Below are 24,479 nucleotides of genomic sequence, written 5' to 3'. Positions count from 1 at the left end.
CTCACTCAAAAGCGCTTGAGTTTACCACTTAAGGTGCATTTTCTGCCATGCCAAATGGGCAAAATCCCCGTGCCATCACAAAATTAACCTGCAATGAATAAGCCCCCGACACCTTGTAAGTAGTGGTTTTAAAGGTTTTTTTATTTCGATACCTCGATGGGGGTATTTACCGTTGTCTCCACTATTAGCAAAAAGCCTTGATGCCGAAATATACCCCCTTGGATGTAGCCTTTTCGGGGCCAATGGGGGAAATATGTTTAATTTTTGTTGGCAGGTTCTCGAGGGGAATCCAGTGGTACAACCGGTTTCAGGAGAGTGACGGTTTGCCAACGCAGCTCGGGGTGCGCGGGGCGTGGCCTTTTTCCTGCCACTCGGTCTCTGTGTAGGTATGCAACGCCAGTGCATGAACGGCACCGGCCAGCTCGTCGGCCAGCACAGCATTGACCTGACGATGACGGGCCAGCAGCCGCTGCCCTGCAAATTGCTCGCTGACGATCACCACCTTGAAGTGGCTCTCAGATCCCGGTTCCACACGGTGCATGTGGCTCTCGTTGATCACCTCCAGCACGGTGGGGGAGAGGGCGGCGGTCAGCTTGGCTTCAATCAGTTGTTGGATGGTCATCGGGTCGGCTTCCAGAGTGAATGTCGGGCCATTCTATCGGCAGTCGCGGGATGGAATAAGCCCCCATAAGAGGGAAATCACCCGTCAGTTGCCCCCTTGATGCGCATCGAACTGGTGAAATTCCTGCTCCTCGCTAGAATAGCGCCACTTTGCGTCGCCCCTGGCGCCTGTATCCATGAATCAAGCCGAGGTTGGACTCTTCCTATGCAAACCCTTCTCGACACTCCCCATTGCCAGCTAACGCTCTACCGCTATCCGCGCCAGAGTCAGGAGACTCTGCAAGCCTGGGATGCGGCTGACGAATATCTGATCAACACCCTGGCTGAGTCCCCCCTCGAGCAGGCGGGCCCCGTCATCGTCATGAATGATGGCTTTGGCGCGCTGGCCGCCTATCTGCATCCGCACTCCCCCTGCTGCGTCACCGACTCCTACATCAGTGAGCGAGCGACTCTGGCCAATCTGGCCGAAAACGGGCTGGATGCGGGTGGTATCCGCTTGCAGGATGCACTGGCGCCGCTGCCCGATGCCCCAGCGCTGGTGGTGATCAAGGTCTCCAAATATCAGGCACTGCTGGAGCAGCAACTGCTGGCGCTGCGGGAGGTGGTGACACCGGCGACCCGCGTTATCGCTGCCGGCAAGGCGAAGGATATTCATACCTCCACCCTCAAGTTGTTCGAGAAGTATCTGGGGCCTACCCGTACCTCGCTGGCCTGGAAAAAGGCGCGCCTTATTCACTGCGAGCCGCAGGCAGAACGTCCCGCGCTGGCCAACCCCTTCCCGACTGTCTGGCCGCTGGAGGGGAGTGGCATGCTCATCCACAACCATGCCAACGTCTTCTCGCGCACCAGTCTCGATATTGGTGCCCGCTTTATGCTGGACAACCTGCCCATCCACAGTGCCCGCAAGGTGATCGATCTGGGCTGTGGCAACGGGGTGCTGGGTCTGTCGCTGCTCGCCAAAGACAGCGAGGTGGAGGTGACTTTTATCGATGAATCCTATATGGCGGTCGCCTCGGCACAGCTCAACGTCGAGCACAATCTGCCCGATGCACTGCTGCGCGCCCACTTTATGGTCAATAACTGTCTCGACGGGGTGGCGGTCGGCTCGGCGGATCGGATCCTCTGCAACCCTCCTTTCCATCAGCTGCAGGCGATCACCGATCATATCGCCTGGCAGATGTTCAGCGATGCGCACCGGGTGTTGCCTCAAGGGGGGGAACTCTGGATAGTAGGCAACCGTCATCTGGACTATCACAACAAACTCAAGCGCTTGTTTGCCAACGCGCAAGTCGTTGCGTCGAACAGCAAATTCGTTATTTTGAAAGCCATCAAACGCTAAAGCCAAAGGAAACCATGATGAAAAAGTCACTCTTGCTGCTGGCCGCCCTGATGCTGGGCGGGTGTGCCACTCATTGGCCGGAGACTGCGCTGCTCAATCCGCAGGTGATCCCCGCCAACCAGCAATACTACTCTGGCAATCGCATCACCATGGAAGGGGTAGACAAGCGTGAGGCTGCCTACGTCTTCTCCATCAAACATAAAGAGAAAGCCCCCGTGCTGGTCAACAGCGAGCGTCCGCTCAACCTGCTGATGGCCGAGCGGCTGGCCGAAGGGCTGCGCAGCCAGGGTCTCGAAGTGGGCAATAGTGGCACCACCAACCTGACGCTGGTGATCTCCAACGCCGCAGTCAATGTGGAAGAGAAGACCTTTACCTATGTCACCAAATCCCGCGTCAGCCTGCAGGTGATCGCCGATTTCCAGGGCAACCGTCTGACCAAGCAGTTCAACATGTCCTCCAGCAAGGAGAGCCCGAGCGAGCCAAGCATGGCCGACCTGGAGTCTACACTGAACCTGCAACTGGGTAGCGTGCTGCAGCAGATCATGGCGGATGATGCGCTGCGCGGTTACCTGAAAGGTCAACCGAACGGTGCAGGGGTCTGATGATGAAAAAACTCTGGTTGCTGGCCATGCTGATCGCCCCGCTGGCGTTTGCAGGCCCGAAAGTGAGAATGGAGACCAACCACGGCAATATCGTGGTTGAGCTGGCGTCCAAGCAGGCGCCCCAGACGGTGAAGAACTTCCTGCGCTACGTGGCTGATGGCAGCTATGACGGCAGCATCTTCCACCGGGTGATCCAGGATTTCGTGGTGCAGGGTGGGGGCTACAACCAGCAGTTCCAGCAACTGCCAACTTATGAGCCAGTGGTCAACGAGTCGCGCGGCGGTCTGGCCAACAAGCGTGGCTCCATCGCCATGGCCCGTACTCAGGCTGTTGACAGCGCTACTCGCCAGTTCTACTTCAATCTGGTCGACAACAATAACCTCAACGCCGGTGGCTCTGCGGGTTATACCGTGTTCGGTCAGGTGGTTCAGGGGATGGAGGTGCTGGACAAATTGGCTCAGGTACAGACCGGTTACAGCCCCATTCTGCGTGCCAACGATGTGCCGACCAGTCCCATCATTCTGAAGAAGGTGGTCTTGCTGGCAGAAACTCCGGCAGACAAGAAAGTCGACAAGAAAGCGGGCAAGTAACTCTCGCCGGACGCGGTTCGTCACCTCGCCTCGTCAGGTCACGATACAAGGCTCATCCCGTTCGGGATGGGCCTTTTCTCTATCCGGGCTTCTTTTGCCTATCTCTTTGCTTGCCTTGGCTATCTGCCATCAACCTGCCAAAATGACGCACTTTTCCAAAGTCGTCAGGTAGTTGAACATGATCCGCAAACCAAGCTGGAGAGAGTCCCTCGCCGTCTATCTCGAATTTCGGGTGTTTATTCTCTTTGCCATGGGTTTTTCATCGGGTCTGCCGCTGCTGCTGGTGTTCGGTACCCTCTCATTCTGGTTGCGCGAGGCCGATGTCAGCCTGACCGATATCGGCTATATGAGCTGGGTGGCGCTCGCCTATGGCTTTAAATGGCTGTGGTCACCGCTGGTGGATCGCATGCCGCTGCCGTTGCTCTCCACGCTGCTGGGGCGTCGCCGCAGCTGGATGTTCTTCTCCCAGCTGTTGATTGCCGCCGCGCTGGTCGGCATGGCGTTCTGCGATCCCAAGACCGAGCTGGCTCAGTTGGCGATGTTTGCCCTGCTGGTGGCCTTTGCCTCGGCGACTCAGGATATCGTTATCGATGCCTATCGCATCGAATCCGCCCCCGAGCGGCTGCAGGCGGCGATGGCTGCCTCCTACATGACCGGTTACCGGCTGGCGATGATCATGGCGGGCGCCGGTGCGCTGGCGCTGGCAGCCTGGTTTGGCAGCAATAGTGGCTATGACTATCGTGGCTGGCAGATTACCTATCTGGTGATGGCGGGTCTGATGTCACTCGGGGTTATCACCACGCTGTTTTGCCACGAGCCGAAAATTGATACCGCTGAACAAAATACAGAGCAAGTTATCTATAAAATGTCCTTGTTATCACGTGGGCATAATCTGTTTATTGCGTCTCTTCTAAGCTGGTGCCATGTGGCAGTTTGGTGTCCATTTGCCGACTTCTTTCGTCGCTATGGCAGCTCGGCGCTGCTGATCCTGGCTCTGATCGCCTGCTATCGGGTTGCCGATGTGGTGATGGGGGTGATGTCCAACAGCTTCTATGTGGATATGCAGTTCAGCAAGACTGAGGTTGCCACCATTACCAAGGTGTTTGGCGTCATCATGACGCTGGTGGGCGCTGCGTTGGGGGGCGTGCTGGTGATGCGCTTCGGCACGCTGCGCATCCTGTTCTTGGGGGCGCTGCTCACTGCCAGCACCAACCTGTTGTTTGCCCTGCTCAATCAGGTTGGTCACAACCTGGAACTGCTGACCCTGATTATCTCGCTGGATAACCTCAGTGCCGGTATCGCGACCGCTGCCTTCGTGACCTATCTCTCCAGCCTGACCAATGTGGCATTTTCGGCCACTCAGTACGCCCTGTTCAGCTCGGTAATGTTGCTGCTACCCAAGTTGCTGGCTGGTTTTTCCGGGCAGGTTGTGGAGCAGATTGGCTACAGTGCCTTCTTTGTCGGAACCAGTTTATTGGGCTTGCCCGTGTTGTTGTTGATTGTGCTTGTCGCCAGAAAAGGGAGTGAGTTGCTCTCAACGGCTGACAAATAGCAAGCGTTTGCGTAGAATCGGGGGTGATTAGATTCACACTTCCGGATAAAGTTCCCGAGAAGTTGTTTCACCCCCAATTTTATTTGATTAGAATCCCTCTCGCTCCTTGTGGGCAGGCTACGGAAAACCTCAACTAACGCACAAGAGACCAATAAAATGGCCAAATTTACCAAGACTCTGATCGCTGCCGGTCTGCTGGCTGCTGCCGCTACCCCGGCCTTCGCTGCTGACTACAGCGGTGATATCCACAAGAATGACTACAAGTGGATGCAGTTCAATATCATGCACACCATCGATCAGAAGCCCCATGGTCCGGATGGTTACAACGATACTTATTTCGAGATGGAGTTTGGTGGTCGTTCAGGCATTTTTGACCTGTATGGTTACGTCGATTACTTCGATATTTTTGACTCCAAGCACAGCGACAAGCACAAGCAAGAAAACCTCTTCATGAAGTTTGCTCCGCGTGTATCTCTGGATGCATTGACTGGCCAAGACCTCTCTTTTGGTCCGGTGCAAGAAGTTTACGTTGCTACCCTGTTTAACATCGGTGGTGTACAAGGCCTGAATGATGCATTTGTAGGTCTGGGTGCTGACGTTATGGTGCCGTGGTTTGGCAAAGTTGGTATGAACCTGTACAAGCGTCATGCTAACGAAACCTTCAGTGGTCAAGGCGAAGGCTGGAACGGCCAACAGTTCTCCATGAACTGGTTCAAACCTTTCTATACCTTCTCCAATGGCAGCTTCGTCTCTTACCAAGGTTATCTGGATTACACCTGGGGCATGAAAGAAACCAGTCATTCTGATGGTCTGGGAACCTTCCACGGTATCTACTGGCATTCCGACCGTTATGCCGTTGGCTACGGTCTGAAGTACTTCAACGAAATCTACGGTATCGACAACTCTGACGCGTTCAAGTCTACCGGTTTCGGCCACTACTTCTCTGTTACCTACAAGTTCTAATAAAACTTGGGGTACAAAAAACCGGAGCATCTGCTCCGGTTTTTTTATGGCCGCGATTTAGATAGCGTGGCGCGAGTCATCAAGTGCGCCACGGCTGAGTGGATAAATCAGTCGCGGAAGTTCTGGAACTGCATCGGTTGACCCAGTTCGGCGCCACGGACCAGTGCCATGGTCTCTTGCAGATCGTCACGCTTCTTGCCGGTGACACGTACTTCATCACCCTGGATGGCGACCTGTACCTTGATCTTGGAGTCCTTGATCAGCTTGACCAGCTTCTTGGCGATCTCTTTCTCGATCCCCTGTTTGAACTTGACGGTCAGGTGGAAGCGTTTGCCGGAGTGAACGGAGTCACCTACTTCCATGGAGCTGTTTTCGATGTTGCGCTTGAGCAGGGCACCGCGCAGAATTTCGACCATCTGCTTGAGCTGGAAATCAGCATCGGCTTCCAGTTTTACCTCTTCCTTGTTCAACTCGAAGCTGGCTTCTACCCCACGAAAATCGAAACGGGTGGCCAGTTCACGATTGGCGTTGTCGACTGCGTTCAACACCTCGTTCATTTTGACTTCAGAGACAATATCGAATGACGGCATAGCCGGAGCTCCTCATGTTGCGTTATCGGGGGGCAAATCTACCAGAAAACGGGCAAATTTGCTGATTTTGATGGGGTTGCTCTGCTAGAATCCCCTGCGCACAGGACGGGTGGACCCGTTAGTGTCCACCAGCGACATCTTCACTTATCCCCGGTAACAGGTTGAGAGGATTGCAACCCTTACCCTGACAGAGTCACACCATGCCAAGCGGATTAAAAAATTCCCGACAGCCCGTTATTCCACCCGTTACTCCTAAGTGGTCACTGTTGGGTTGTGGCGCCCTCGGCGGCGTTTTTGCCTCCCTGCTGACCCAGAGTGGTCAATCTACCCGTGTCTTGTTGCGCGAACATCATAAGTCCACGCTCCATCCGGGGATCGATTTCACCTCGCTGGAGGGGCATGTCCAGCTGCTCAATATCGAGCGCGGATTTGTCAGCAAACCTGGCAAGATCCAGCGTCTGCTGGTGATGACCAAGGCCAGTCAGGTGATTGCCGCACTGACACCGCTGGTGGGTAAGCTCGATGCCGGCGTGCCGATCGTGCTGCTGCACAACGGGATGGGCATTGCCGAGCAGGTGGTCGAGATGTTCCCGCACAATCCGGTGATTGCCGGTGTCACCAGCCATGGCGCCATGCAGTGCGGCCATTTTGTCTTCCGTCATACTGGCAAGGGTGAAACCTGGCTTGGCCCGATCAACGACGCAGCCAAGGCCCACGCCGCGCTCGCGGATGAGCTGGCGCTGGCACTGGGCCAGGCTGGTTGGGATGAGCAGGTATTGACGCGCCAGTGGCAAAAGCTGGCCATCAACTGTGCCATCAATCCCCTGACGGCCCTCTACAAGCTGAAAAATGGCGAGCTGGCTGGCCCCCGTTTTGCCGATGCCCTGCAGCAGATCTGCGTGGAAGTGGCGGATGTGATGTGTGCTGAAGGGATTGCAACCACGGCAGAGGAGTTGCAACGCCGGGTGATGACAGTGGTGGAACTGACCGCAGACAATTACTCCTCCATGCATCAGGATATGGAGCTGGGACGCGAGACCGAGATTGAGGCCATCACCGGCTTCCTGTTGGCCAAGGCTGCCCGGCATGGCATTGCCGTACCGGTCAATCAGGGTCTCTATCAGGCGATTAAAGAGAAGAGCCAGGCCGTCTGATCTTTTACATGGCAGAGCAAGCTGCAAGGAGGCGAACGTGAGTGTACTGGTGCTGGTGGCCCCCGGGTCGGAAGAGATAGAGACGGTCGCCATTGTCGATACCCTGGTGCGCGCCAGCATCGAGGTGGTGCTGGCCTCTTGTTGCCCTGCCGGATCGCGGCAGGTGAAAGCATCGCGCGGGGTACAGCTGGTGGCCGATTGTCATATCGACGAGCTGACCCGTCGGGACTTTGAAGCCATCGTGGTACCCGGTGGTCTGCCCGGCAGCGAAGTGATCCGCGATACCCCGCTGGCCATTGATCTGCTCAAAGAGCAGGCCGCTCTTGGTCGCTGGCGTGCTGCCATCTGCGCCGCCCCTGTGGTGGTGTTGCAACATCACAGTCTGCTGGGTGATGCCATCGTTACCTGTCATCCCGGCTTTCAGTCCCAACTACCGACATCGCAGCTGTCACATGAGCGGGTAGTCAGAGATGAGGCTCATCGCCTTATCACCAGCCAGGGGCCGGGCAGCGCCATCGAGTTTGCGCTTGAACTGGTCCGGGTGCTGCGTGGGGATGAAGTGGCGGCCACTGTCGCTGGCCCTATGGTGCTGCCTTGAGCGCACTCTGCTGCAGAATCAAGCTGGCCATGCTTTGAAAAACGGGCCCCGATCATTTTGATCGGGGCCCGTTTGTTATCTGCCGTTGTCGGTCACGCCATCTTGTCCGGCTCAGTAGTCGTACTGTGAGCACTGTTTTTTGTTGTACTCAGTTTTCCAGCGTGCCAATTCTTGCTCTGTGCCGAGCTTGTCTCCTTTCTTGATAGCCTGTTCCAGTATCTCAATCCGGTCATACAGCCAGCGGCACTCTGCCGTCGGGTTGTTCTTGCCGATGCCGGTCAACGGCAGCAAACAGAGTCCCAGCCAAAGATATTTCATCCCGAACGCTCCTTGTCATTGTGGTAGTAAAGGTCTCCTTGGAGTCTACTATTTTAGCCGCAATGAGAGAGATAGAGCTGCGGTTATCCTTGGGGTAAGATGATGCCATGTCTGTTTATTTATACAGTGGTATGCGCAAGATCATCCATATCGACATGGACTGCTTTTTTGCCGCGGTGGAGATGCGGGACAATCCGGCGTTGCGGGAGGTGCCGCTCGCCATCGGTGGGTCCTCCGAGCGGCGCGGTGTTATCTCGACCTGCAACTATGTGGCGCGCCGGTTCGGGGTGCGCTCCGCCATGCCGAGCGCCCTGGCGAAAAAACTCTGCCCGCCGCTGGTACTGATCCCTGGGCGAATGGCGGTGTACAAGGATATCTCCCGTCAGCTCAGGGCCATTTTCCTCCGCTATACCGATCAGGTTGAACCGCTGTCGCTGGATGAGGCTTACCTCGACGTGACCCACAGTCGTTGCTGTGGCGGCAGCGCCACCCTGATGGCGCAAGAGATCCGGCAAGCCATCGTCACCGAACTGGGATTGACCGCCTCGGCCGGAGTGGCCCCCAACAAGTTTCTCGCCAAGCTCGCCTCGGAGCAGCGCAAGCCTGATGGTCTGTTTGTCATTCGTCCCGACGAAGTGGCCGAGTTTGTCTGCCAGTTGCCCCTCGGCAAACTGCCCGGGGTAGGGCGCAAGACTGCCGAGCGGCTGGAGGCGCAGGGGCTCTACACCTGTGAGGATGCGCGGGCCTTGTCGGCACAAGAGCTGTGCAGCCGTTTTGGCAAGCTGGGGGAGATGTTGACGACCCGGATCTGGGGGCTGGATGAACAGCCGGTGCAGGCGCACCGGATCCGCAAAACCATCGGGGTGGAGACCACCCTGGCGAGCGATGTTTGTGACGAAGCCGCCTGCCTGACGGTATTGCAGCAACTGTTGCCGGAGCTTGAGCTGCGATTTCAGCTGGCGTGCCCTGCCGAGCAGGTGATGGGGCAGGGGATTAAACTCAAGTTTGCCGACTTCCACCAGACCACAGTCTATCGCAGTCAGGGTGGTTATCAGCCAGCCTTGTTCGTTCCCCTGCTCAAAGAGGGGCTACAGCGGGCGCAAGGGCGTTCGGTTCGCCTGCTGGGCTTGGTGGTGGGTTTGCCAAAAGAGGGTGAAGTTAATCAACTCTCGCTGGATTTGCTGTGAGAGAGTTAAGTTTTTGTTTATAAAGTCGATAATCTATCCATATCTGTATGACGTAGGAATATTGGCATGAGCGCTCTTTCTGTCCAGGGTCGTATTACCCTGATCGCCGGTTGCTGTCTGTTGGTGACAGCCGCCGCTCTGGTTGCCTCTTCGATTTACAACGCGAACAAGATGCAACAGCAGGTGCGCCAAGCCACCATGCACGAGGCGCAGCAGTCTGCCGAGAACTGGATGAAGGCGATGGGCTCGGAGCAGGCGGCCAAGGTGACCAGCTATCTCGATGAGGCCTATTTCCGCGCCAGTTTGCTGGCGGAGAGCGTGTTGTTCCAGCGCAAGAATGCGGCCGAGAACTTTGTCCATTCGGAGGCGCTGCGCAGCGCCGTCAATCAGCAACTGCACGATGCCGTTGCCTCATCGACCAATCTGCTTGGTGTCTATGCGGTGTTCGAGCCTGACCAGCTGGATGGGGAAGACAGCAACTATCAGGGCTCAACGGCGCTGGGTTCCAACGACAAGGGGCGTTTTTCCAGTTACTGGGCCTATGACAACGGCAAGATAGAGCCGGAAGTGCAGAATGAGGATGTACTGGCCGATGAGAGCCCGACTGAGGCTGGTGGAATCGAAAACGAGTGGTATCGCTGCAGTATTCGCACCCGTGCCCTCTGCCTGCTGGAGCCCTACCTGGACGATGTGGGCGATAAACAGATATTGATGACCTCGGTGACGGTCCCGCTGCTGGAGCAGGAGACCTTGCTGGGGATGGTCGGGGTCGATATCTCGCTGGCTACTTTGCAGAGTCTGGTCAGCACCATGGACAAGGAGCTCTATGACGGCAAGGGCAGAATATTGCTGGTCAGTCACGAGGGGCGTGTGGCGGGAGCCGATGAGTTCGATGTGACCATGGGGCGCGGGCTGGATCAGAAGTATCAGGGGCTGGCCAGCGAGCTGAAAGGCTGGCTCAGTCAGGGTCAGGAGCTGACTCGCTGGAGCAGCGATGGCACCCTGTTGCAGACCTTTGTCCCGGTATCCATGCGTGGCACCGACCGTAAATGGGGCATCTACATTGAATTGCCACGGGCCGTAGTACTGGCCTCGGCCCAGCAACTGCAAGATGAGCTGGCCAGTGAGGCCAATCGCAGCGTGGTCTCGCAGCTGTCGATCGGAGTGCTGATCTCGCTGGTTGCCCTGAGTTTTATCTGGTTGATGGCGCGCCAGATTGTGGCACCCATCCGCGCTGTAGTTGCCCGCCTCAAGGATATCGCCAGTGGTGAGGGGGATTTGACCCAGCGTATCGAGATCCAGCGGCAAGACGAGATCGGCGAGCTGGCCAAGTGGTTCAACAGCTTCCTCAACAAGTTGCAATCCACCATCAGTCAGGTGATTGATACCGTCTCCGGTACGCGCAACAGTGCCGAGCGAGCCGCGCAAGTGGCCGAGCGCACCAGCAGTGGCATGCAGGCCCAGTATCAGGAGATCGATCTGGTGGCGACGGCATTTGAGGAGCTGAGCGCCACCGCGTTGCAGGTCTCCGGTAATGCCGGCTCGGCGGTGGCGGCTGCCAACACCACTGATGCCGCGGCGCAAGAGGGCAAATATGTCGTTGCCGACACCCAGGAGGCGATGCGCAAGCTGATGACCATTATCAACGATGCCCAGCCGGTGGTGGAGCGGCTCTCCGCCAACAGCGACAACATCAATGACATTCTTATCGTGATCCAGGGAATTGCCGAGCAGACCAACTTGCTGGCGCTGAATGCGGCTATTGAAGCGGCGCGGGCCGGTGAGCAGGGCCGTGGCTTTGCCGTGGTGGCCGATGAGGTGCGCAATCTGGCCGGTCGCACCCAGAATGCCATCGTCGAGATCCAGACCCTGATCAGCCAACTGCAAGCCGGTACCGGCGCCGTGGTCAAGGCTATCCGCGATGGTCATGGTCAGGCTGACGAGACGCTCGCCAAGGTGGATCTCTCGGTGCAGGTGCTGGAGCAGATTATCCAGTCGGTCTCCACCATCCATCAGATGAACGAGCAGATTGCCCGGGCGGCGCAGGAGCAGAGCCGGGTGGCGGACGAGATCAACCGCAACGTCAGCAACATTCGCGATGTGAGCCACACCATTCGGGCCGAGGCGGCGACCTCCGCCGAAAATGGTCGCGAGCTCTCTGCGCTGGCGGATAAACAGCAGCAGCTGGTGGGGCAGTTCAAGGTATAGAAGGGATGAAAAAAGGCGCCATCCAGCTGGAGGCGCCAAACACATTCAGATGACAGACTGGGTCAAACCGGTGAGATTTGAGCCCCTCTTCCCGCAGAGGAAGAAACACAACACCACAATCGCAGTCGAAAGACTCACTAAAAACACATGTAAACCAACACGTAGTAGAAAATGTGAGCCATATGACGACTAATTGCTGGGCGAATTATGTTTATTCACTGGTCGACCCGCAACCGACAAATTATAATGCGCCCCATTAGAAAAACTCATCGTCGGCTGGTGTCATGTCTCGTCGTTTACCCCCGCTCAATGCCCTCAAGGCGTTTGAAGCTGCGGCTCGTCACTTAAGCTTTACCCGCGCAGCAGAAGAGTTGTTTGTGACTCAGGCTGCCATCAGTCACCAGATCAAGGCGCTGGAGGAGTATCTTGGCATCAAGCTGTTCCGCCGCAAAAACCGCTCCTTGTTGTTGACCGAAGAGGGGCAGGGCTATTTCCTGGATATCAAGGACATCTTTGCCTCCATTTCTGAGGCGACCGACAAGCTGCTGGCCCGCAGTGCCAAGGGGGCGTTGACTGTCAGTTTGCAGCCGAGTTTCGCCATCCAGTGGCTGGTGCCGCGGTTGGTCAAGTTCAGCGAGCGCCACCCCGATATCGACGTGCGGATCAAGGCGGTCGATCTCGATGAAGGGTCGCTCACCGACGATGTGGATGTCGCCATCTACTACGGGCGCGGAAACTGGCCGGGTCTGCGCTCGGACAAGCTGCATACCGAATACCTGATCCCGGTCTGTTCCCCCTTGCTGCTGACCGGGCCCAAACCGCTGCGTACGCCGCAAGATTTGACTCTTCATACCCTGCTGCACGATACCTCCCGCCGCGACTGGAAGGCCTGGTTCCGCCAGCTCGATATCGATGCCCCCAACGTCAATCAGGGGCCCATCTTCAGCCACTCAACCATGGTGATCCAGGCGGCGATCCACGGCCAGGGGGTGGCGCTTGGCCACAGCGTGCTGGCACAACCCGAGATTGAGGCCGGCCGCCTTATTTGCCCGTTCGAGCAGGTGCTGGTGAGCAAAAATGCTTTCTATCTGGTGTGCCAGGAACAACAGTCGGATCAGGGCAAGATCGTTGCCTTCCGCGACTGGATGCTGGAGCTGGTGGAGCAGGAAGAGGCGCGTCGCAGGGCAAGGCTCGCCGATGCGTGAGGTGATCCGCGAGGGGGCAATTGATGCCCCCGTTCGCATTTTGCTGGCCCACGGGGCAGGCGCGGGGATGGATCATGCCTTTCTTGCCGAGTTGTCACGTCTGCTGGCTGGCCCCGACATCGAAGTGGTGCGCTTCAACTTTCCCTACATGACCAAGCGTGCACAGGATGGCAAGCGCCGTCCGCCGGACAGGGCGCCTATGCTGCTTGCCCATTGGCACGACATGATCCGCGAGTTTGCCCATCCACGGCTGTTTCTGGCGGGCAAGTCGATGGGCGGGCGGATGGCGGCGGAACTGTATAGCGAAGGCGAGGGTGAGATGAATGCTGCAGGATTGCTCATTCTCGGGTATCCTTTCCACCCTCCGGCCAAGCCCGACAGCTGGCGAGGCGAGGTACTCAAGCATATTGCAGTGCCAACTCTGCTGTTGCAGGGGGAGCGCGATACCTTCGGTAGTCGCGCCGAACTGGCCGATTTCCCCTTCTCACCCGCCGTATCGGTTCATTGGTTGACCGATGGTGATCATGGTTTCAAACCGCGTAAAGCCAGTGGCGTGAGTGAGCAGGAGAATATGCAGCATGCAGCGGCGGCCATCAGCCATTTTGTGGCCCGGCATGGATAGCACGAGAGGGTTGGTTTGATTGCCAGCCGTGATGAGAGAGGGAGAGTGAGGATGCAGATCCATCGACATTGGCTGATACTGGCCGGTCTCTTCGGGTTGACGGCCACCATGCTGGGGGCTTATGGCGCCCATGGATTGGCGGCGACCGGCATTACGCCCGAGCGTCTGGCGGCGTTCAATACCGCCGTGCAATATCAGTTTTTTCACGCATTGGCCCTGCTGGTTCTGGGCTGGTGTGGTGTGCGCAGCAGGGTGATCCACCTGGCTGGCACCGCTTTTGTGCTGGGGATCATCGGATTCTCCGGCAGTATTTACGCCATGGTGCTGCTTGGCAGCAAGGGGCTGGGGTTGATTACCCCGGTCGGTGGCCTCTGTTTTATGTTGGGATGGGCGGCCCTGATCTGGGCTGGCTGTCGTCTTGGAGGAAAAAATGAATAATCTGCTGCTTTATTGCCGCCCCGGTTTTGAGAAAGAGGCGGCTGCAGAGATCACCGAGCGTGCCGGTAACATGCAGTGCTACGGTTTCGCCCGGGTCAAGGACGACAGCGGTTATGTGATCTTCGAACTGTATGACGAGGAGCAGGCGGACCTGCTGGCTCGCAAGCTGCCGTTCCGGGAGCTCATCTTCATCCGCCAGATGCTGGTGGTCACCCATGAGCTGAAGGATCTGGATGTCGCGGACAGGATCTCCCCGATCCTTGAGGCGGTGAGTGACTACACCATTTGCGGCGATCTGCGGGTCGAAACCGCGGATACCAACGAAGCGAAAGAGCTGTCGGCCTTTTGCCGCAAGTTCACCGTGCCGCTGCGTCAGGCGCTGCGCAGCAACGAGATCCTGACCAAGAAGGAGACGCCGAACCGTCCGGTGTTCCACGCCTTCTTCATGGCCAATGATCATGTGTTGCTGGGTTACTCCTATTCGTTCAACAACTCCGGATTCCACATGGGGATCCCGCGCCTGCGCTTCCCGGCCGATGCGCCGAGCCGCTCCAGCCTCAAGCTGGAGGAGGCGTTTTACGTGTTCGTGCCGCGGGAAGAGTGGGATGTGCGTCTCTGCTCAGGCATGAAGGCAGTGGATCTGGGGGCCTGCCCGGGTGGCTGGACATATCAGCTGGTGCGCCGTGGCATGATGGTGACGGCGGTTGACAACGGCATGATGGCCCAATCCCTGATGGATACCGGTCAGGTCAAGCACATCCGGGATGACGGTTTCGTCTGGCGTCCGAGCAAGAAGAACACCTACTGGCTGGTGTGCGACATGGTCGATAAACCGGCTCGGGTCGTTCACATGATTGCGGACTGGTTCCGTGAGGGTGACTGCCAGGAGGCGATGTTCAACCTCAAGCTGCCGATGAAGAAGCGTTATGCCGAGTCGGTGCACAATATCGAGGTATTGCGCGAGATGCTCAAGGAGATCGACAACGCGTTCGTGATCCAGGCCAAGCAGCTCTATCACGATCGAGAAGAGATCACCGTACATGTTTACAACAAGTACTGGGTCTCCAAACTCGAGCCCAAGGCGTGATGTAGCAGTTCTGCCCGTACGATAAATACCAAGGCCGACAGGGAAACCTGTCGGCCTTTTGCTATTCGGCTGCCGGAAAATATCAGAAACGGTAATCGAGGCGCAGGGAGGATTCGTCGTCGGTCACCTTGATCTCTATCTGCAGCGGGATGGTTTTGTCGACCGGATTGAATTGCATCTTTATCCCGTCTCCTCTCAGCCTGAGGGCGGTGTTCATTCCGCCAGCCTTGAACTTGACCTTGGGTCTGAAGCGTTCAACCGACAGACTGACGCTCTTTTCCGGGGTCAGATTGAGCTGCGGGTAGGAGGTGATCTTTTGATTGCCAAAGTTGTCTGTGGAGACTTCAATACCAAACGACAGGGGTTTGGGTGCCTTGAGCAGGTCGTTGGTATTCAGGCTCGAGCGCCATACCTCGGTGGCAGTCCGTTTTTCCTGCTGCGGCAGTTTGGCTGTTTGGGTTGATTGAGCCTGTTCGAAGGCACTTGCAGTACCACAAACCAGCATCAGACCCGAAACCAGATAGCACCCGTATCCCTTCATGAAAAACACTCCCTGTTCTTCTTCTCTATTGAACATAGTTGCTGTTTGGGGAGTGGCAAAGGATTCGGAAATATAAAAAAGGGAGCCGAAGCTCCCTTTTAAAATCAATGAATTAACTCACAGGCGATCGATGATGGCCTGGGTGAATTCGCTGGTGGAAGCCGTACCGCCCAGATCGCGGGTGACCCGATCACCGGATTCGATGGTAGCTCGTACCGCCTCGCGGATCCGCTCTGCTTTATCCTGCATGCCGAGGTACTCCAGCATCTGGATGGAGGCAAGGATCACCGAGGTCGGGTTGGCAATGTTCTTGCCAGCTATGTCAGGCGCAGAGCCGTGGACCGCTTCGAAGATGGCCGCGCCATCGCCGATGTTGGCGCCGGGCGCCATGCCGAGACCGCCAACCAGACCGGCGCAGAGATCCGAGAGGATGTCGCCGAACAGGTTGGTGGTGACCATGACATCGAAACGCTCCGGGTACATCACCAGATTCATGCAGGCGGCATCGACGATCATCTCTTCGCTCTGGATATCCGGGTAGTGGCTGGCGATTTCACGGGCTACTTCGAGGAACAGGCCGGAGGTTGACTTGAGGATGTTCGCCTTGTGGATGATGGTGACCTTCTTGCGCCCTTCCTGACGGGCCAGCTCGAAGGCGAACTTGACGATGCGCTCGGCCCCTTCGCGGGTGATGATGCTCATCGCCTCGGCACTCTTGTTGTCATCACTGCGCTTCTGACCTGCACCCGAGTACATCCCTTCGGTGTTTTCGCGCACCGTGATGATGTCGATGTTGTCGTAACGGCTTCTGGTGCCCTTGAAGGAGATGACCGGACGCACGTTGGCGTAGAGGTTGAACTTCTTGCGCAGGGAGACGTTGATGGAGGTAAAACCGCCGCCGACCGGTGTGGTCAATGGCCCTTTCAGGCTCACCTTGTTCTTCTCAATCAGATCCAGGGTAGCCTGGGGCAGCAGCTCGCCATGCTTCTCGAGGGCAACCAGACCCGCATCAGCGTATTCGTACTCAAAATCACAGCCCGCATGGGTCAGGATCTGGATGGCTGATTCAATGATGCTGGGGCCGATGCCGTCGCCGGGGATCACGGTAATTTTTCTTTTGGACATGAGAGGGTTCCACTTCCAGGGTATAGGGGAGGATGGGGCTGCTTTATAGCATTTACTCAGCAAACCAACCACATTCCTTTACATTCTACTCACTTTTATCAACAGCGAGGGTGAGTCTCGTCATGGTTCACGCCCTTGCCTGCATTTTTGTTCGGCACTTTAGTCTGGCTGGGGCGGGTAGCGGATGTCCCGCAGGTTGAATCCCAGCGGAATATCCCGCTGCAAGTGCACCAGCCGCTGGGCCAGCAGGGCCTCATCCTTATGTTGGCGCAGCTTGAGCAGTGGCTTGGCTGCGTCCTCTTGCTGACAGGCTTCGAGCATGGCTGCCAGATTGCCATATTGCTGCAACAGTTGGGTGGCGGTCTTGGGGCCGATCCCCGGAACCCCCTTGATATTGGAACCGCTGATACCGGTCAGGGCCCAGAAGTCGACCAGCTGAGCAGGGGCTACCCCATATTGCTGCTGGACGAAGGCGGCATCCAGCCAGCGCTTGTTGAAGTAGTCGCGCACCCGGATCTGCGGGCAGATAAGCTGGCAGAATCCCTTGTCGGTGGAGATGATGGTCGCCTGATGGCCATGGCTGGCGATGCCGCTGGCGAGGGTGGCGATAAGGTCATCCGCTTCATCGGTCTCGGAGAGCAGGGCATCGACACCGCACTCCCAAAAGGCATCCTGCAGGGTCGCCAACCCCTCACGCAGTTCAAGGGGCATGGGAGTTCGCCCCTCCTTGTAGGCCGGATAGACCTCTTTGCGCCAGCTATGCACCTCGCCATCAAACACGGCAATGACATGGGTCGGCTCGCTATTGGCCAGCAGCTTGCGACAGGTATTGATAAGGTTGGCGCGGGTTGCAACCAGCGCCTGGGCAGGGGTCAGTGCCTGCTGGGCCTGTACCGCGTGCAGACGGCGAATGAGGTTGAGGGCATCGATGATGAGCAGGTGTGGCCGGATAGTTGACATGGGGCACTCTTGGCGGTCGGGACGCCCCATTGTAACAAACCGCTCGCCTTATGGGGGATTGATGGCGGTTGGGAAGGCATAGCGCCAATAAAGAGGGGCGCCACTGCGCCCCTCTATCGATGATCAATCTGTACCCTAGCGGACGATTTCGTAGCAGGGCACATACTGGCTGCCCGGCAGCTTCATCCGCTGCTGCTTGACGAAGCTCTCCAGCAGCTTGTCCATCAGGTGCATCAGCTCCTTGTCGCCGTGCAACTTGAAGGGGCCCTTCTTCTCGATGGCGCGAATGCCCCCTTCCTTGACGTTGCCGGCGACGATGCCGGAGAAGGCACGACGCAGGTTGGCGGCCAGCAACTGGGGCGGCTGGTTGCGGTGCAGATCCAGACTGGCCATGCTGGCGTGATCCGGTTCGAAGGGGAGCTGGAACTCCGGCTCAATCTTGAGGGACCAGTTGAAGGAGTAGGCATCACCGACCGATTTGCGGTATTCGCGGATTTTCGGCATCGCCTCTTTCATCACCCGGGCCACTTCCGGTGCATCGCCGACAATGATCCGGTAGAGCTTGGTCGCCGGTTCACCGAGGGTCGCCTTGATGAAGTCGTCGATAGCACGGAAGTAGTCGGCACTCTCTTTCGGGCCGGTCAGGATGATGGGCATCGGCTGCCGCTCGTTGGCCGGGTGCATCATGATGCCGAGCAGATAGAGCAGCTCTTCGGCGGTGCCGACCCCGCCCGGGAAGATGATGATGCCATGGCCGAGGCGCACGAAGGCTTCCAGCCGTTTCTCGATATCCGGCAGGATCACCAGCTCGTTGACGATGGGATTGGGCGGTTCAGCTGCGATAATGGAGGGCTCGGTCAGGCCGATGTAGCGCCCGTTGCGCACCCGCTGTTTGGCATGGCCGACGGCAGCCCCCTTCATCGGGCCCTCCATGGCGCCAGGGCCACAGCCGGTACAGATGTTCAGCTCACGCAAGCCCAGCTCGCTGCCCACGGCGCGGGTGTACTGGTACTCGATCTCGTTGATGGAGTGGCCACCCCAGCAGACGATCAGGTTGGGATCGGCGCCGGGCAGGATCACCTTGGCGTTGCGCAGAATGGCGAACACCACGTTGGAGATGTGAGTGGAGTTGGTCAGATTGACCTGGCGGTTGGACTCGAGCTGATTGGAGACATAGAGAATGTCGCGCAGCACCGAGAAGAGATGCTCCTGAATGCCGCGAATGATCTCGCCATCGACAAAGGCGTGCTCGGGGGCATTGAACAGTTCCAGCTTGACCCCGCGCTCGCGCCGGATCACATGAATATCGAACGATTTGAAGCGCTCCAGGATCTCCTTGGAGCTGTCGGTATGGCTACCTGAATTGAGCACTGCCAGCGAGCAGTTGCGAAACAGTTGATAGATATCGCTGGAGGCAGTCTGCTTGAGGCGATCCACCTCGAGCTGTGACAGCAAATCCATGCTGCCGACGGGATTGATGTGCGTAATCATAGGTTCCCCTTTACTCACTTGTTATCGTTGTGTTTTTCCCTGGGGAGAAAAGGGGACGCTATGTTGCATCCCCTGAGATCGATAGTAGTGGTAACAGAGGGTGGAGGGAAATAGGGCGACGACTGTTCGCTGTTTTTTTGACCGCTCGTCAGGCCAGAGTCACTTGATCCCGACCGGTGTGCTTGGAGTGGTAGAGTGCCTTGTCCGCCCGTTCAAACACATCTGATGGGTTGTCCCCATCCTTGAACAGGGTTGCGCCGATGGAGATGGTGATCTCCACCTTGGCATCGCGAAAACGGAACGGGATGCTCTTGATGGTCTGGCGCAGGGTCTCCAGCGGCTTCTGGAACTTGTCCGGATTGATGTTGGGCAGCAACACCACGAACTCTTCTCCACCAAAACGGGCGATGAAGTCGGTGTCACGCAGCGCACTCTGCAGCGCTTTGGCGACCACTTTCAACGCCTTGTCACCCGCCATATGGCCGTAGTTGTCATTGATATTCTTGAAGTGATCGATGTCGATGATCGCCATGCAGAGCGGAGTGCGGTAACGAAGCCAACGTTTGTACTCCTGCTCCAGCCGTTCATCGAGGGCGGCCCGGTTGTGTACCTGGGTCAGGCTGTCGAGGAACAGCTTGTGTTTTTGAATGGTCAGCCGCTTCTTGTACTCGGCGGTCTCCTCCTTCATCAAGCGCAGCTTGGACTCCATGGTGGAGAGGCGGGTGAGCAGGTGACGCTCCCGCGCCGCCGTGCTGTCACGCTCTTGCAGCAGCAGGTTGATGGCGCCCATATGGCCGGAGATGGCGCGCTTGAGCGAATCGATGGAGTTATGGCTGGCCAGGGAGTGATCGATCGCCTGCAACTCGTTGACCAGCGCCTCGCGGGTCTCGCGGGTTTCGTTTTGCAGCGTACGCCCCTCATCGAGGGATTCGGTAAAGCCTACATGTACCGCGGAGAGGCTCTCGTTGAGGGAGCTGAGAAAGGCGCGGGAGGCTTTGCGTTCCTCACGGGTGCCCTCGATGATGAGCTCGATCACCTGCAGGCAGGTTTCCGCCAGCAGGGCAGGGTTGATCCCGATCAGCAGTTGGCGACGAATGTCGCTCAGGCTCTCGCCGATGGCGCCGGCAAAGTCGAGTTCGGTGATAAGCCGCTGCAGCTCATCGGCGATGCGAGCGTGATCCTTTAGATCAAACGGGTCGACATCGGGCTGGCCATCGTTGCTGGCAGTATCGCTTTCTTGTTGAGTTGCACCTGACGGTGCCAACAGCGGCTGACTTGGCAGCAGCTGGATCTTGATCGCCTGCTGGTAGAACTCCAGCAGCTTGATCACCTTCTTCTGGTGATCGGCAATGCCGTAACCGACCGGACTTGCCAGAAATTCCTTGAGGGACTTGCGGGTCTCTTCCGGGAAGCCCTTGATGGTTTTCAGCTGTTTGGAACCAAGATCGATGGCAGTTTGAGTCAGGGTGATCGACTCTTCCAGCGCATTGCTGTGCTGCTGCAGCAATTTTTCAATGGCCAGCAGGTCGGCGTCCAGCGAGGTAAATGCGGGATTGTTATCCAGTTTCTGCTTGAGCTTGGCGAAGCGATTGTCCAGCTCGCGGTCGAAGCCACGGCAGGAGAGCATCAACTTGTTGATAAACTGGATGCTGCGAGCACGCTCTGCATCGGAAAACGACAGCACGCCGTCGAGTTCCAGCTGTTTCTGCTGAAGGGATTCCCTGAGTCTTGCCAATTGTCCTGCTACGGCAGCGATGTCATTCATTATCAGGTCGCCCTGTTGTCATTATTGTTTTTGGTGTTGGATAGCAACAGTGGTCGAACCTGGTTTCGATCCTCGCCTGTTATCTACATTATTTCCTGGTGGTTATCGGCTGCCGGCTTCCTTGCAAGGCTGGGCCAATTAACCCATTGCTTTTCATGAGAAGAATTGACTTTTACCAGTCCCTTGTCAATTGCCATCAGGCCGCATTGCCACACATCTCCATTAAAAAATGCCGCTTGTTGGCAATCGATCGCAGCCAGCTCCAACCAGGCGTTTTGCTGGCATTTTTCACTGAGCTGAATGGCTCCCGACAGGGCGAGATAGCAGAGGTCAAACAGGCCATTGTGATCGAGCGCGGTCGCCGCTTTCGGCAGGAAGGGGTGACTGACAATCCCGAGGCTGATCTGGCGATCCAGCGGATAATTGCAAGGGAAGGCGGCGATGGCGGTCAGCAGGTCTCCCGCCAGTTGATGCAGGTTGGTGACGTGGCGCTGTGGCACCACATAGAGCATGTGTCCTTCACGCAAGTCATAGATACGGCCATCTTGCGGGGTCAGGGTGTCCATATAGGCACCAAAGGCCTGCTCGATTTCTCTGCTGGCCTGATAGCCGTGGCGCTCCAGCGTGTTGACCAGAAAGGGCACCCGGAACAGCAGATAGTGCAGCTTGTCATCGAACTCGCTGGAGGGCTGTTCACTGAGGTACCAGCGATCCGATTTCAGCTGGCGCTTTGCCATCTCCCTCGGCCAGCGGTTCATCAGACGCTGCCAGTTGGCTAGCCCCGAACGTGGCTCGATCAGCAGGGCCTCATTGGTCCGTTTCAGTTGCAGGCGGGCAGTACGCAGCTTGAGCCAGAGGGTGAAGAAGAGGTAGATAAAAAGCGCCAGCAGCAGGCTGGTGGTGATACTCGACCAGAGATAGCGCTCCTGCTGATGCTGGCTGTTGTTAAGCCGCTGCTCCAGCTCCTTGATATGTTGCACCCGCTCGACCTGGACATAGTTGTCGCGGATCGCCGCCTGCTCCATGGCCTGCTCCTGCTGGCGCACCTCCTCGCCAAGACGGTGGAAGCGCTTGTAGCTGTCGAGGGCCTGGCGCAGATACCCCTTCTGCTCATAGGCAAGCGACAAAAGGCGGAATACCTCGTACTGACGGCGGGTATCACCGAGCTGATTGGCCAGCGCGCGGGCGTTCTCCAACTGCAAGATGGCGATGGCGGCCTCCTGCTTCTTCAGATAGAGCTCGCCGAGCAGCAGCAGGGTATCGATCAGCGGCTCTTTGGCATCGCTCAGTTCGTGAGACTGACGGGCCGCATTGAGGTAGTTGCTGGCCAGCGAAAGGTTGCCGCTTTGCAGGTAGGTTTTGCCAATTTCATATTTGAGCAGGGAGGCTTGCGGTCGGTTGCTCCCCTCATCGAGCAGATCCAGCGCATTAAAGAAGTAGACCAGCGCCATATTGAGGTCGCCCTGCTCGCGGTTGAGTCGCGCCAGCACCATCAGGGAGTCGCACAGCAGGGAGGGGTTGCCGATGGAGTGGAAGTAGTTGGCCGCCTCATTGGCATACTGCAGCGCTTTCTGGGGCTCCTGCTCCTGCTGGTAAAGTTTGACTATCTGGTTCGACAGCAGGCCGAGAAAGAGCGGGTCGTTGAGGCTTTTGGCCTGTTGCTGGGCATCGATATATTCCCCCAGTGCCAGCTGTGGCTGCTGCAGCGCGCGATAAAGGTCGCCGCTGATGGCGCTGACCCAGGCACTGGCGAGAGGATTGGGGGTCTTGGCGGCCCAGATCCGCGCATCTGCCAAGTGGGCCTTGGCATCATCGAAGTGCTGGTTCTCGATGTCGTAGCTGGTGCGTTGCAGACGGCCATAAATCTGGAGCTGGCTCTGCTTGAGAGTGGGGACGGCCAGCTGTTCGTCCAGTTGATCCATCAGGGCGCGGCTGGTGCTCTGGTTATCCGGTTTGAGGGCCTGACTGCGGATCTTGAGATAGAGGCCGTGGGCCTTGAGTTCCGGTTGTTGCTCTTTGTCTGCCAGCGCCATCGCCTTGTCGAGCGCTTGCTGGGTGGCCTGATATTGGCCCAGTTGCAGCAGACACTCCCCTTTGAGCAAGTGGGCGCCTATGGTCTGGGCCGCCGTGCTGTAGCTCAGGATGGGTTCGCGATAACCGAACTCCTGGCGATTGCTGATGATTTGCTGGGGATTATTGGCTGCGCGCGTCAGGAAGGCGGTGGTGATCTGGACGCATCTGGCAGGATCGGTCAGTACCATCGATTGCGCTTGTTGCAGATCGATAGAGAGTTGCTCCTTGTCCAGCTCCAGATTCGGAGCTGACAGGGAGGACATCATCATGGCCAGAAAAAACAGTTGATTCATTGGATTAAGGACGGCGCAGAGGTGTTGGCATGTTATCCAAGCCCCCCCCTGCGAGTCCAGCGTTTACTGTGGTTTGCTGGTGGCCGGCAAGTGGGTTTCGTCTGGATTTTATTATCCAGCACCCTTATCCCAGCTGCGTAAAGCATCGATTGAAACCTTTTTGCCAGTCATGGAGGGCAGTGCGACTGCCTTCTCTGTCGCAACTCAACTTTATTGGCGGATCAGACGCAGGTTGGCGGGCACCGCTTCGAAATCGGAGCGGAACGGGTTGATGTCGAGGCCGCCACGGCGGGTATAGCGGGCATAGACGGTCAACTGCTCAGGCTGGCAATAGTGTTTGAGGTCGATAAAGATCCGCTCGATGCACTGCTCGTGGAACTCGTTGTGCTGGCGGAACGAGATGAGATAGCGCAGCAGCTTCTCCCGATCGAGTTTCGGCCCCTTGTAGCGGATCACCACTGAGCCCCAGTCGGGCTGGCTGGTCACCAGACAGTTGGATTTGAGCAGGTGGCTGTGCAGGGTCTCTTCTACCTGTTCGCTACCGGCCGCCCCTTGCAGCAGGGACGCATCAAACTCGTAATTGTCTACCTCGATATCCTGCTCGTCGATGCACTCGCCGGGCAGCTGGGCAATCTGGTGCGGCGCCTTGTCGAGGGGGAACAGGGTCACCTTGACGGTCTCACCGGCACAGGCACTCAGATCCTTGGTCAGCATGGCGGCGACTGCCTCGATAGAGTCGCAACGGGTCTGGTTGAAGGAGTTGAGGTAGAGCTTGAAGGATTTGGATTCGATCAGGTTCGCACTGGTGGCCGGAATGGCCACTTCACCCACCGCCACCATCGGCTTGCCCTTGGCATTGAGCCAGGAGAGCTCATAGAGGGTCCAGACATCGCAACCGCTAAAGGGCAGATCATCGCCCAGCTGGAGATCATCCCGGTTCAGGCTACGTGGAACCGGCTGCAGCAGGGAGGGGGTGTACTGACTGATGTAATCGGATTGCTGGCCCAGGCTCAGGCCGGTCAGGGCGCTGGCCCCGGCGTATCTATCTTGTTTGCTCACAGGGTTGCTCACGTAATGTGCTCATGATGAGTGGAATGAAACGGGCCATTGCAGAGCCGGATGGTTGTAGCCGTTTGGCTTGGGCGTCGGCCTCTCTG

General features: G+C 57.4%; 23 protein-coding genes. 13 read left to right on the top strand and 10 right to left on the bottom strand.

All coding sequences use genetic code 11. The features are described from left to right. Window positions 1-307: 307 nt before the first annotated feature. Entirely contained in the window at window positions 308-622 is a 315-nt protein-coding gene (locus BN1139_RS13595) for a BolA family protein (protein WP_005349687.1), read from the bottom strand. A gap of 204 nt (window positions 623-826) precedes the next feature. On the opposite strand from BN1139_RS13595, the gene BN1139_RS13590 reads away from it, so the two are divergent. The 5 genes from BN1139_RS13590 to BN1139_RS13570 all read left to right on the top strand — a co-directional run bounded on the left by BN1139_RS13590 (window position 827) and on the right by BN1139_RS13570 (window position 5,667). Then, window positions 827-1,960, top strand: coding sequence for a methyltransferase (locus BN1139_RS13590; protein WP_005349689.1), 1,134 nt, complete (start codon window positions 827-829; stop codon window positions 1,958-1,960). 17 nt (window positions 1,961-1,977) lie between these two features. Further along, the gene (locus tag BN1139_RS13585; protein WP_005349692.1) at window positions 1,978-2,562 is read left to right on the top strand and encodes a YajG family lipoprotein; all 585 of its coding nucleotides are present in this window, start codon (window positions 1,978-1,980) and stop codon (window positions 2,560-2,562) included. A gap of 2 nt (window positions 2,563-2,564) precedes the next feature. Further along, window positions 2,565-3,152: a peptidylprolyl isomerase gene (locus tag BN1139_RS13580; RefSeq protein WP_041980608.1), complete on the top strand. Its 588-nt coding sequence runs from the start codon at window positions 2,565-2,567 to the stop codon at window positions 3,150-3,152. Between the two features lie 172 nt (window positions 3,153-3,324). After that, a complete protein-coding gene (locus tag BN1139_RS13575) occupies window positions 3,325-4,704 on the top strand; it encodes an AmpG family muropeptide MFS transporter (protein ID WP_041202665.1) in 1,380 nt (459 codons plus the stop codon). A gap of 156 nt (window positions 4,705-4,860) precedes the next feature. Beyond that, window positions 4,861-5,667 carry a nucleoside-specific channel-forming Tsx family protein gene (locus tag BN1139_RS13570; RefSeq protein WP_005349699.1) on the top strand — a complete coding sequence of 269 codons (807 nt, stop codon included), beginning with the start codon at window positions 4,861-4,863 and terminating at the stop codon, window positions 5,665-5,667. 107 nt (window positions 5,668-5,774) lie between these two features. Here the strand turns inward: BN1139_RS13570 and BN1139_RS13565 are convergent, their stop codons facing one another. Continuing rightward, window positions 5,775-6,257: a YajQ family cyclic di-GMP-binding protein gene (locus tag BN1139_RS13565; RefSeq protein WP_005338634.1), complete on the bottom strand. Its 483-nt coding sequence runs from the start codon at window positions 6,255-6,257 to the stop codon at window positions 5,775-5,777. A 200-nt stretch (window positions 6,258-6,457) separates the two neighbouring features. Between BN1139_RS13565 and BN1139_RS13560 the strand changes: the two genes are divergently transcribed. Beyond that, complete coding sequence (locus BN1139_RS13560; protein ID WP_005349703.1) at window positions 6,458-7,411, top strand: ketopantoate reductase family protein; 954 nt, start codon at window positions 6,458-6,460, stop codon at window positions 7,409-7,411. 37 nt (window positions 7,412-7,448) lie between these two features. Then, window positions 7,449-8,009 (top strand): DJ-1 family glyoxalase III, encoded by a 561-nt coding sequence (locus BN1139_RS13555; RefSeq protein WP_005349705.1) that lies wholly within the window; start codon window positions 7,449-7,451, stop codon window positions 8,007-8,009. A gap of 111 nt (window positions 8,010-8,120) precedes the next feature. Here BN1139_RS13555 and BN1139_RS13550 read toward each other — a convergent pair whose 3' ends face one another. Then, window positions 8,121-8,327, bottom strand: a complete 207-nt coding sequence (locus tag BN1139_RS13550) for a hypothetical protein (protein ID WP_005338629.1) — start codon at window positions 8,325-8,327, stop codon at window positions 8,121-8,123. A gap of 131 nt (window positions 8,328-8,458) precedes the next feature. Between BN1139_RS13550 and dinB the strand changes: the two genes are divergently transcribed. From dinB to rlmM, 6 genes are all read left to right on the top strand, one after another. Next, window positions 8,459-9,514, top strand: a complete 1,056-nt coding sequence (gene dinB / locus BN1139_RS13545; protein ID WP_041202666.1) for a DNA polymerase IV — start codon at window positions 8,459-8,461, stop codon at window positions 9,512-9,514. Between the two features lie 66 nt (window positions 9,515-9,580). Further along, complete coding sequence (locus tag BN1139_RS13540; protein ID WP_041980605.1) at window positions 9,581-11,722, top strand: methyl-accepting chemotaxis protein; 2,142 nt, start codon at window positions 9,581-9,583, stop codon at window positions 11,720-11,722. A 284-nt stretch (window positions 11,723-12,006) separates the two neighbouring features. After that, entirely contained in the window at window positions 12,007-12,927 is a 921-nt protein-coding gene (locus BN1139_RS13535) for a transcriptional regulator GcvA (RefSeq protein WP_005338622.1), read from the top strand. Next, a complete protein-coding gene (locus tag BN1139_RS13530; protein ID WP_005349717.1) occupies window positions 12,920-13,549 on the top strand; it encodes an alpha/beta family hydrolase in 630 nt (209 codons plus the stop codon). Before BN1139_RS13535 ends, BN1139_RS13530 begins: the two co-directional genes overlap by 8 nt. Window positions 13,550-13,600: 51 nt before the next feature. Next, complete coding sequence (locus tag BN1139_RS13525) at window positions 13,601-13,987, top strand: DUF423 domain-containing protein (protein ID WP_005349719.1); 387 nt, start codon at window positions 13,601-13,603, stop codon at window positions 13,985-13,987. After that, window positions 13,980-15,074, top strand: a complete 1,095-nt coding sequence (gene rlmM / locus BN1139_RS13520) for a 23S rRNA (cytidine(2498)-2'-O)-methyltransferase RlmM (protein WP_005338617.1) — start codon at window positions 13,980-13,982, stop codon at window positions 15,072-15,074. The genes BN1139_RS13525 and rlmM overlap by 8 nt, the downstream gene beginning before the upstream one ends. An 82-nt stretch (window positions 15,075-15,156) precedes the next feature. On the opposite strand, the gene BN1139_RS13515 is transcribed toward rlmM, so the two are convergent. From BN1139_RS13515 to queF, 7 genes are all read right to left on the bottom strand, one after another. After that, the gene (locus BN1139_RS13515; protein WP_013724025.1) at window positions 15,157-15,615 is read right to left on the bottom strand and encodes a hypothetical protein; all 459 of its coding nucleotides are present in this window, start codon (window positions 15,613-15,615) and stop codon (window positions 15,157-15,159) included. Between the two features lie 117 nt (window positions 15,616-15,732). Then, complete coding sequence (locus BN1139_RS13510) at window positions 15,733-16,740, bottom strand: isocitrate dehydrogenase (RefSeq protein WP_005349723.1); 1,008 nt, start codon at window positions 16,738-16,740, stop codon at window positions 15,733-15,735. A gap of 159 nt (window positions 16,741-16,899) precedes the next feature. Next, entirely contained in the window at window positions 16,900-17,700 is an 801-nt protein-coding gene (gene xni / locus BN1139_RS13505; protein ID WP_013724024.1) for a flap endonuclease Xni, read from the bottom strand. 135 nt (window positions 17,701-17,835) lie between these two features. Then, window positions 17,836-19,191 carry a nucleotide 5'-monophosphate nucleosidase PpnN gene (gene ppnN / locus BN1139_RS13500; protein ID WP_005338611.1) on the bottom strand — a complete coding sequence of 452 codons (1,356 nt, stop codon included), beginning with the start codon at window positions 19,189-19,191 and terminating at the stop codon, window positions 17,836-17,838. Between the two features lie 148 nt (window positions 19,192-19,339). Beyond that, window positions 19,340-20,956 (bottom strand): GGDEF domain-containing protein, encoded by a 1,617-nt coding sequence (locus tag BN1139_RS13495; RefSeq protein ID WP_005349732.1) that lies wholly within the window; start codon window positions 20,954-20,956, stop codon window positions 19,340-19,342. Between the two features lie 83 nt (window positions 20,957-21,039). After that, a complete protein-coding gene (locus BN1139_RS13490) occupies window positions 21,040-23,322 on the bottom strand; it encodes a tetratricopeptide repeat protein (RefSeq protein WP_005349733.1) in 2,283 nt (760 codons plus the stop codon). 210 nt (window positions 23,323-23,532) lie between these two features. Further along, on the bottom strand, window positions 23,533-24,381 hold the full coding sequence (gene queF, locus BN1139_RS13485; RefSeq protein ID WP_041202743.1) for an NADPH-dependent 7-cyano-7-deazaguanine reductase QueF: 849 nt from the start codon (window positions 24,379-24,381) through the stop codon (window positions 23,533-23,535). Window positions 24,382-24,479: the final 98 nt, after the last annotated feature.

This window comes from Aeromonas veronii bv. veronii, assembly GCF_000820225.1.
Lineage (GTDB): Bacteria > Pseudomonadota > Gammaproteobacteria > Enterobacterales > Aeromonadaceae > Aeromonas > Aeromonas veronii.
The sequence above is the reverse complement of the archived record's forward strand: the minus strand, read 5'-3'. Positions and strand labels throughout refer to the sequence as shown.

Excerpts from the sequence above, each read along its gene's own strand:
- BN1139_RS13580 (WP_041980608.1), top strand. The coding sequence starts at position 2,565 with ATGAAAAAACTCTGGTTGCTGGCCATGCTGATCGCCCCGCTGGCGTTT.
- BN1139_RS13565 (WP_005338634.1), bottom strand. The coding sequence starts at position 6,257 with ATGCCGTCATTCGATATTGTCTCTGAAGTCAAAATGAACGAGGTGTTG.
- dinB (WP_041202666.1), top strand. The coding sequence starts at position 8,459 with ATGCGCAAGATCATCCATATCGACATGGACTGCTTTTTTGCCGCGGTG.
- rlmM (WP_005338617.1), top strand. The coding sequence starts at position 13,980 with ATGAATAATCTGCTGCTTTATTGCCGCCCCGGTTTTGAGAAAGAGGCG.
- BN1139_RS13515 (WP_013724025.1), bottom strand. The coding sequence starts at position 15,615 with ATGAAGGGATACGGGTGCTATCTGGTTTCGGGTCTGATGCTGGTTTGT.
- BN1139_RS13570 (WP_005349699.1), top strand. The coding sequence starts at position 4,861 with ATGGCCAAATTTACCAAGACTCTGATCGCTGCCGGTCTGCTGGCTGCT.
- BN1139_RS13490 (WP_005349733.1), bottom strand. The coding sequence starts at position 23,322 with ATGAATCAACTGTTTTTTCTGGCCATGATGATGTCCTCCCTGTCAGCT.
- BN1139_RS13540 (WP_041980605.1), top strand. The coding sequence starts at position 9,581 with ATGAGCGCTCTTTCTGTCCAGGGTCGTATTACCCTGATCGCCGGTTGC.
- xni (WP_013724024.1), bottom strand. The coding sequence starts at position 17,700 with ATGTCAACTATCCGGCCACACCTGCTCATCATCGATGCCCTCAACCTC.
- BN1139_RS13525 (WP_005349719.1), top strand. The coding sequence starts at position 13,601 with ATGCAGATCCATCGACATTGGCTGATACTGGCCGGTCTCTTCGGGTTG.
- BN1139_RS13560 (WP_005349703.1), top strand. The coding sequence starts at position 6,458 with ATGCCAAGCGGATTAAAAAATTCCCGACAGCCCGTTATTCCACCCGTT.
- BN1139_RS13530 (WP_005349717.1), top strand. The coding sequence starts at position 12,920 with ATGCGTGAGGTGATCCGCGAGGGGGCAATTGATGCCCCCGTTCGCATT.
- BN1139_RS13495 (WP_005349732.1), bottom strand. The coding sequence starts at position 20,956 with ATGAATGACATCGCTGCCGTAGCAGGACAATTGGCAAGACTCAGGGAA.
- BN1139_RS13510 (WP_005349723.1), bottom strand. The coding sequence starts at position 16,740 with ATGTCCAAAAGAAAAATTACCGTGATCCCCGGCGACGGCATCGGCCCC.
- BN1139_RS13590 (WP_005349689.1), top strand. The coding sequence starts at position 827 with ATGCAAACCCTTCTCGACACTCCCCATTGCCAGCTAACGCTCTACCGC.
- BN1139_RS13585 (WP_005349692.1), top strand. The coding sequence starts at position 1,978 with ATGAAAAAGTCACTCTTGCTGCTGGCCGCCCTGATGCTGGGCGGGTGT.
- BN1139_RS13535 (WP_005338622.1), top strand. The coding sequence starts at position 12,007 with ATGTCTCGTCGTTTACCCCCGCTCAATGCCCTCAAGGCGTTTGAAGCT.
- BN1139_RS13550 (WP_005338629.1), bottom strand. The coding sequence starts at position 8,327 with ATGAAATATCTTTGGCTGGGACTCTGTTTGCTGCCGTTGACCGGCATC.
- ppnN (WP_005338611.1), bottom strand. The coding sequence starts at position 19,191 with ATGATTACGCACATCAATCCCGTCGGCAGCATGGATTTGCTGTCACAG.
- BN1139_RS13595 (WP_005349687.1), bottom strand. The coding sequence starts at position 622 with ATGACCATCCAACAACTGATTGAAGCCAAGCTGACCGCCGCCCTCTCC.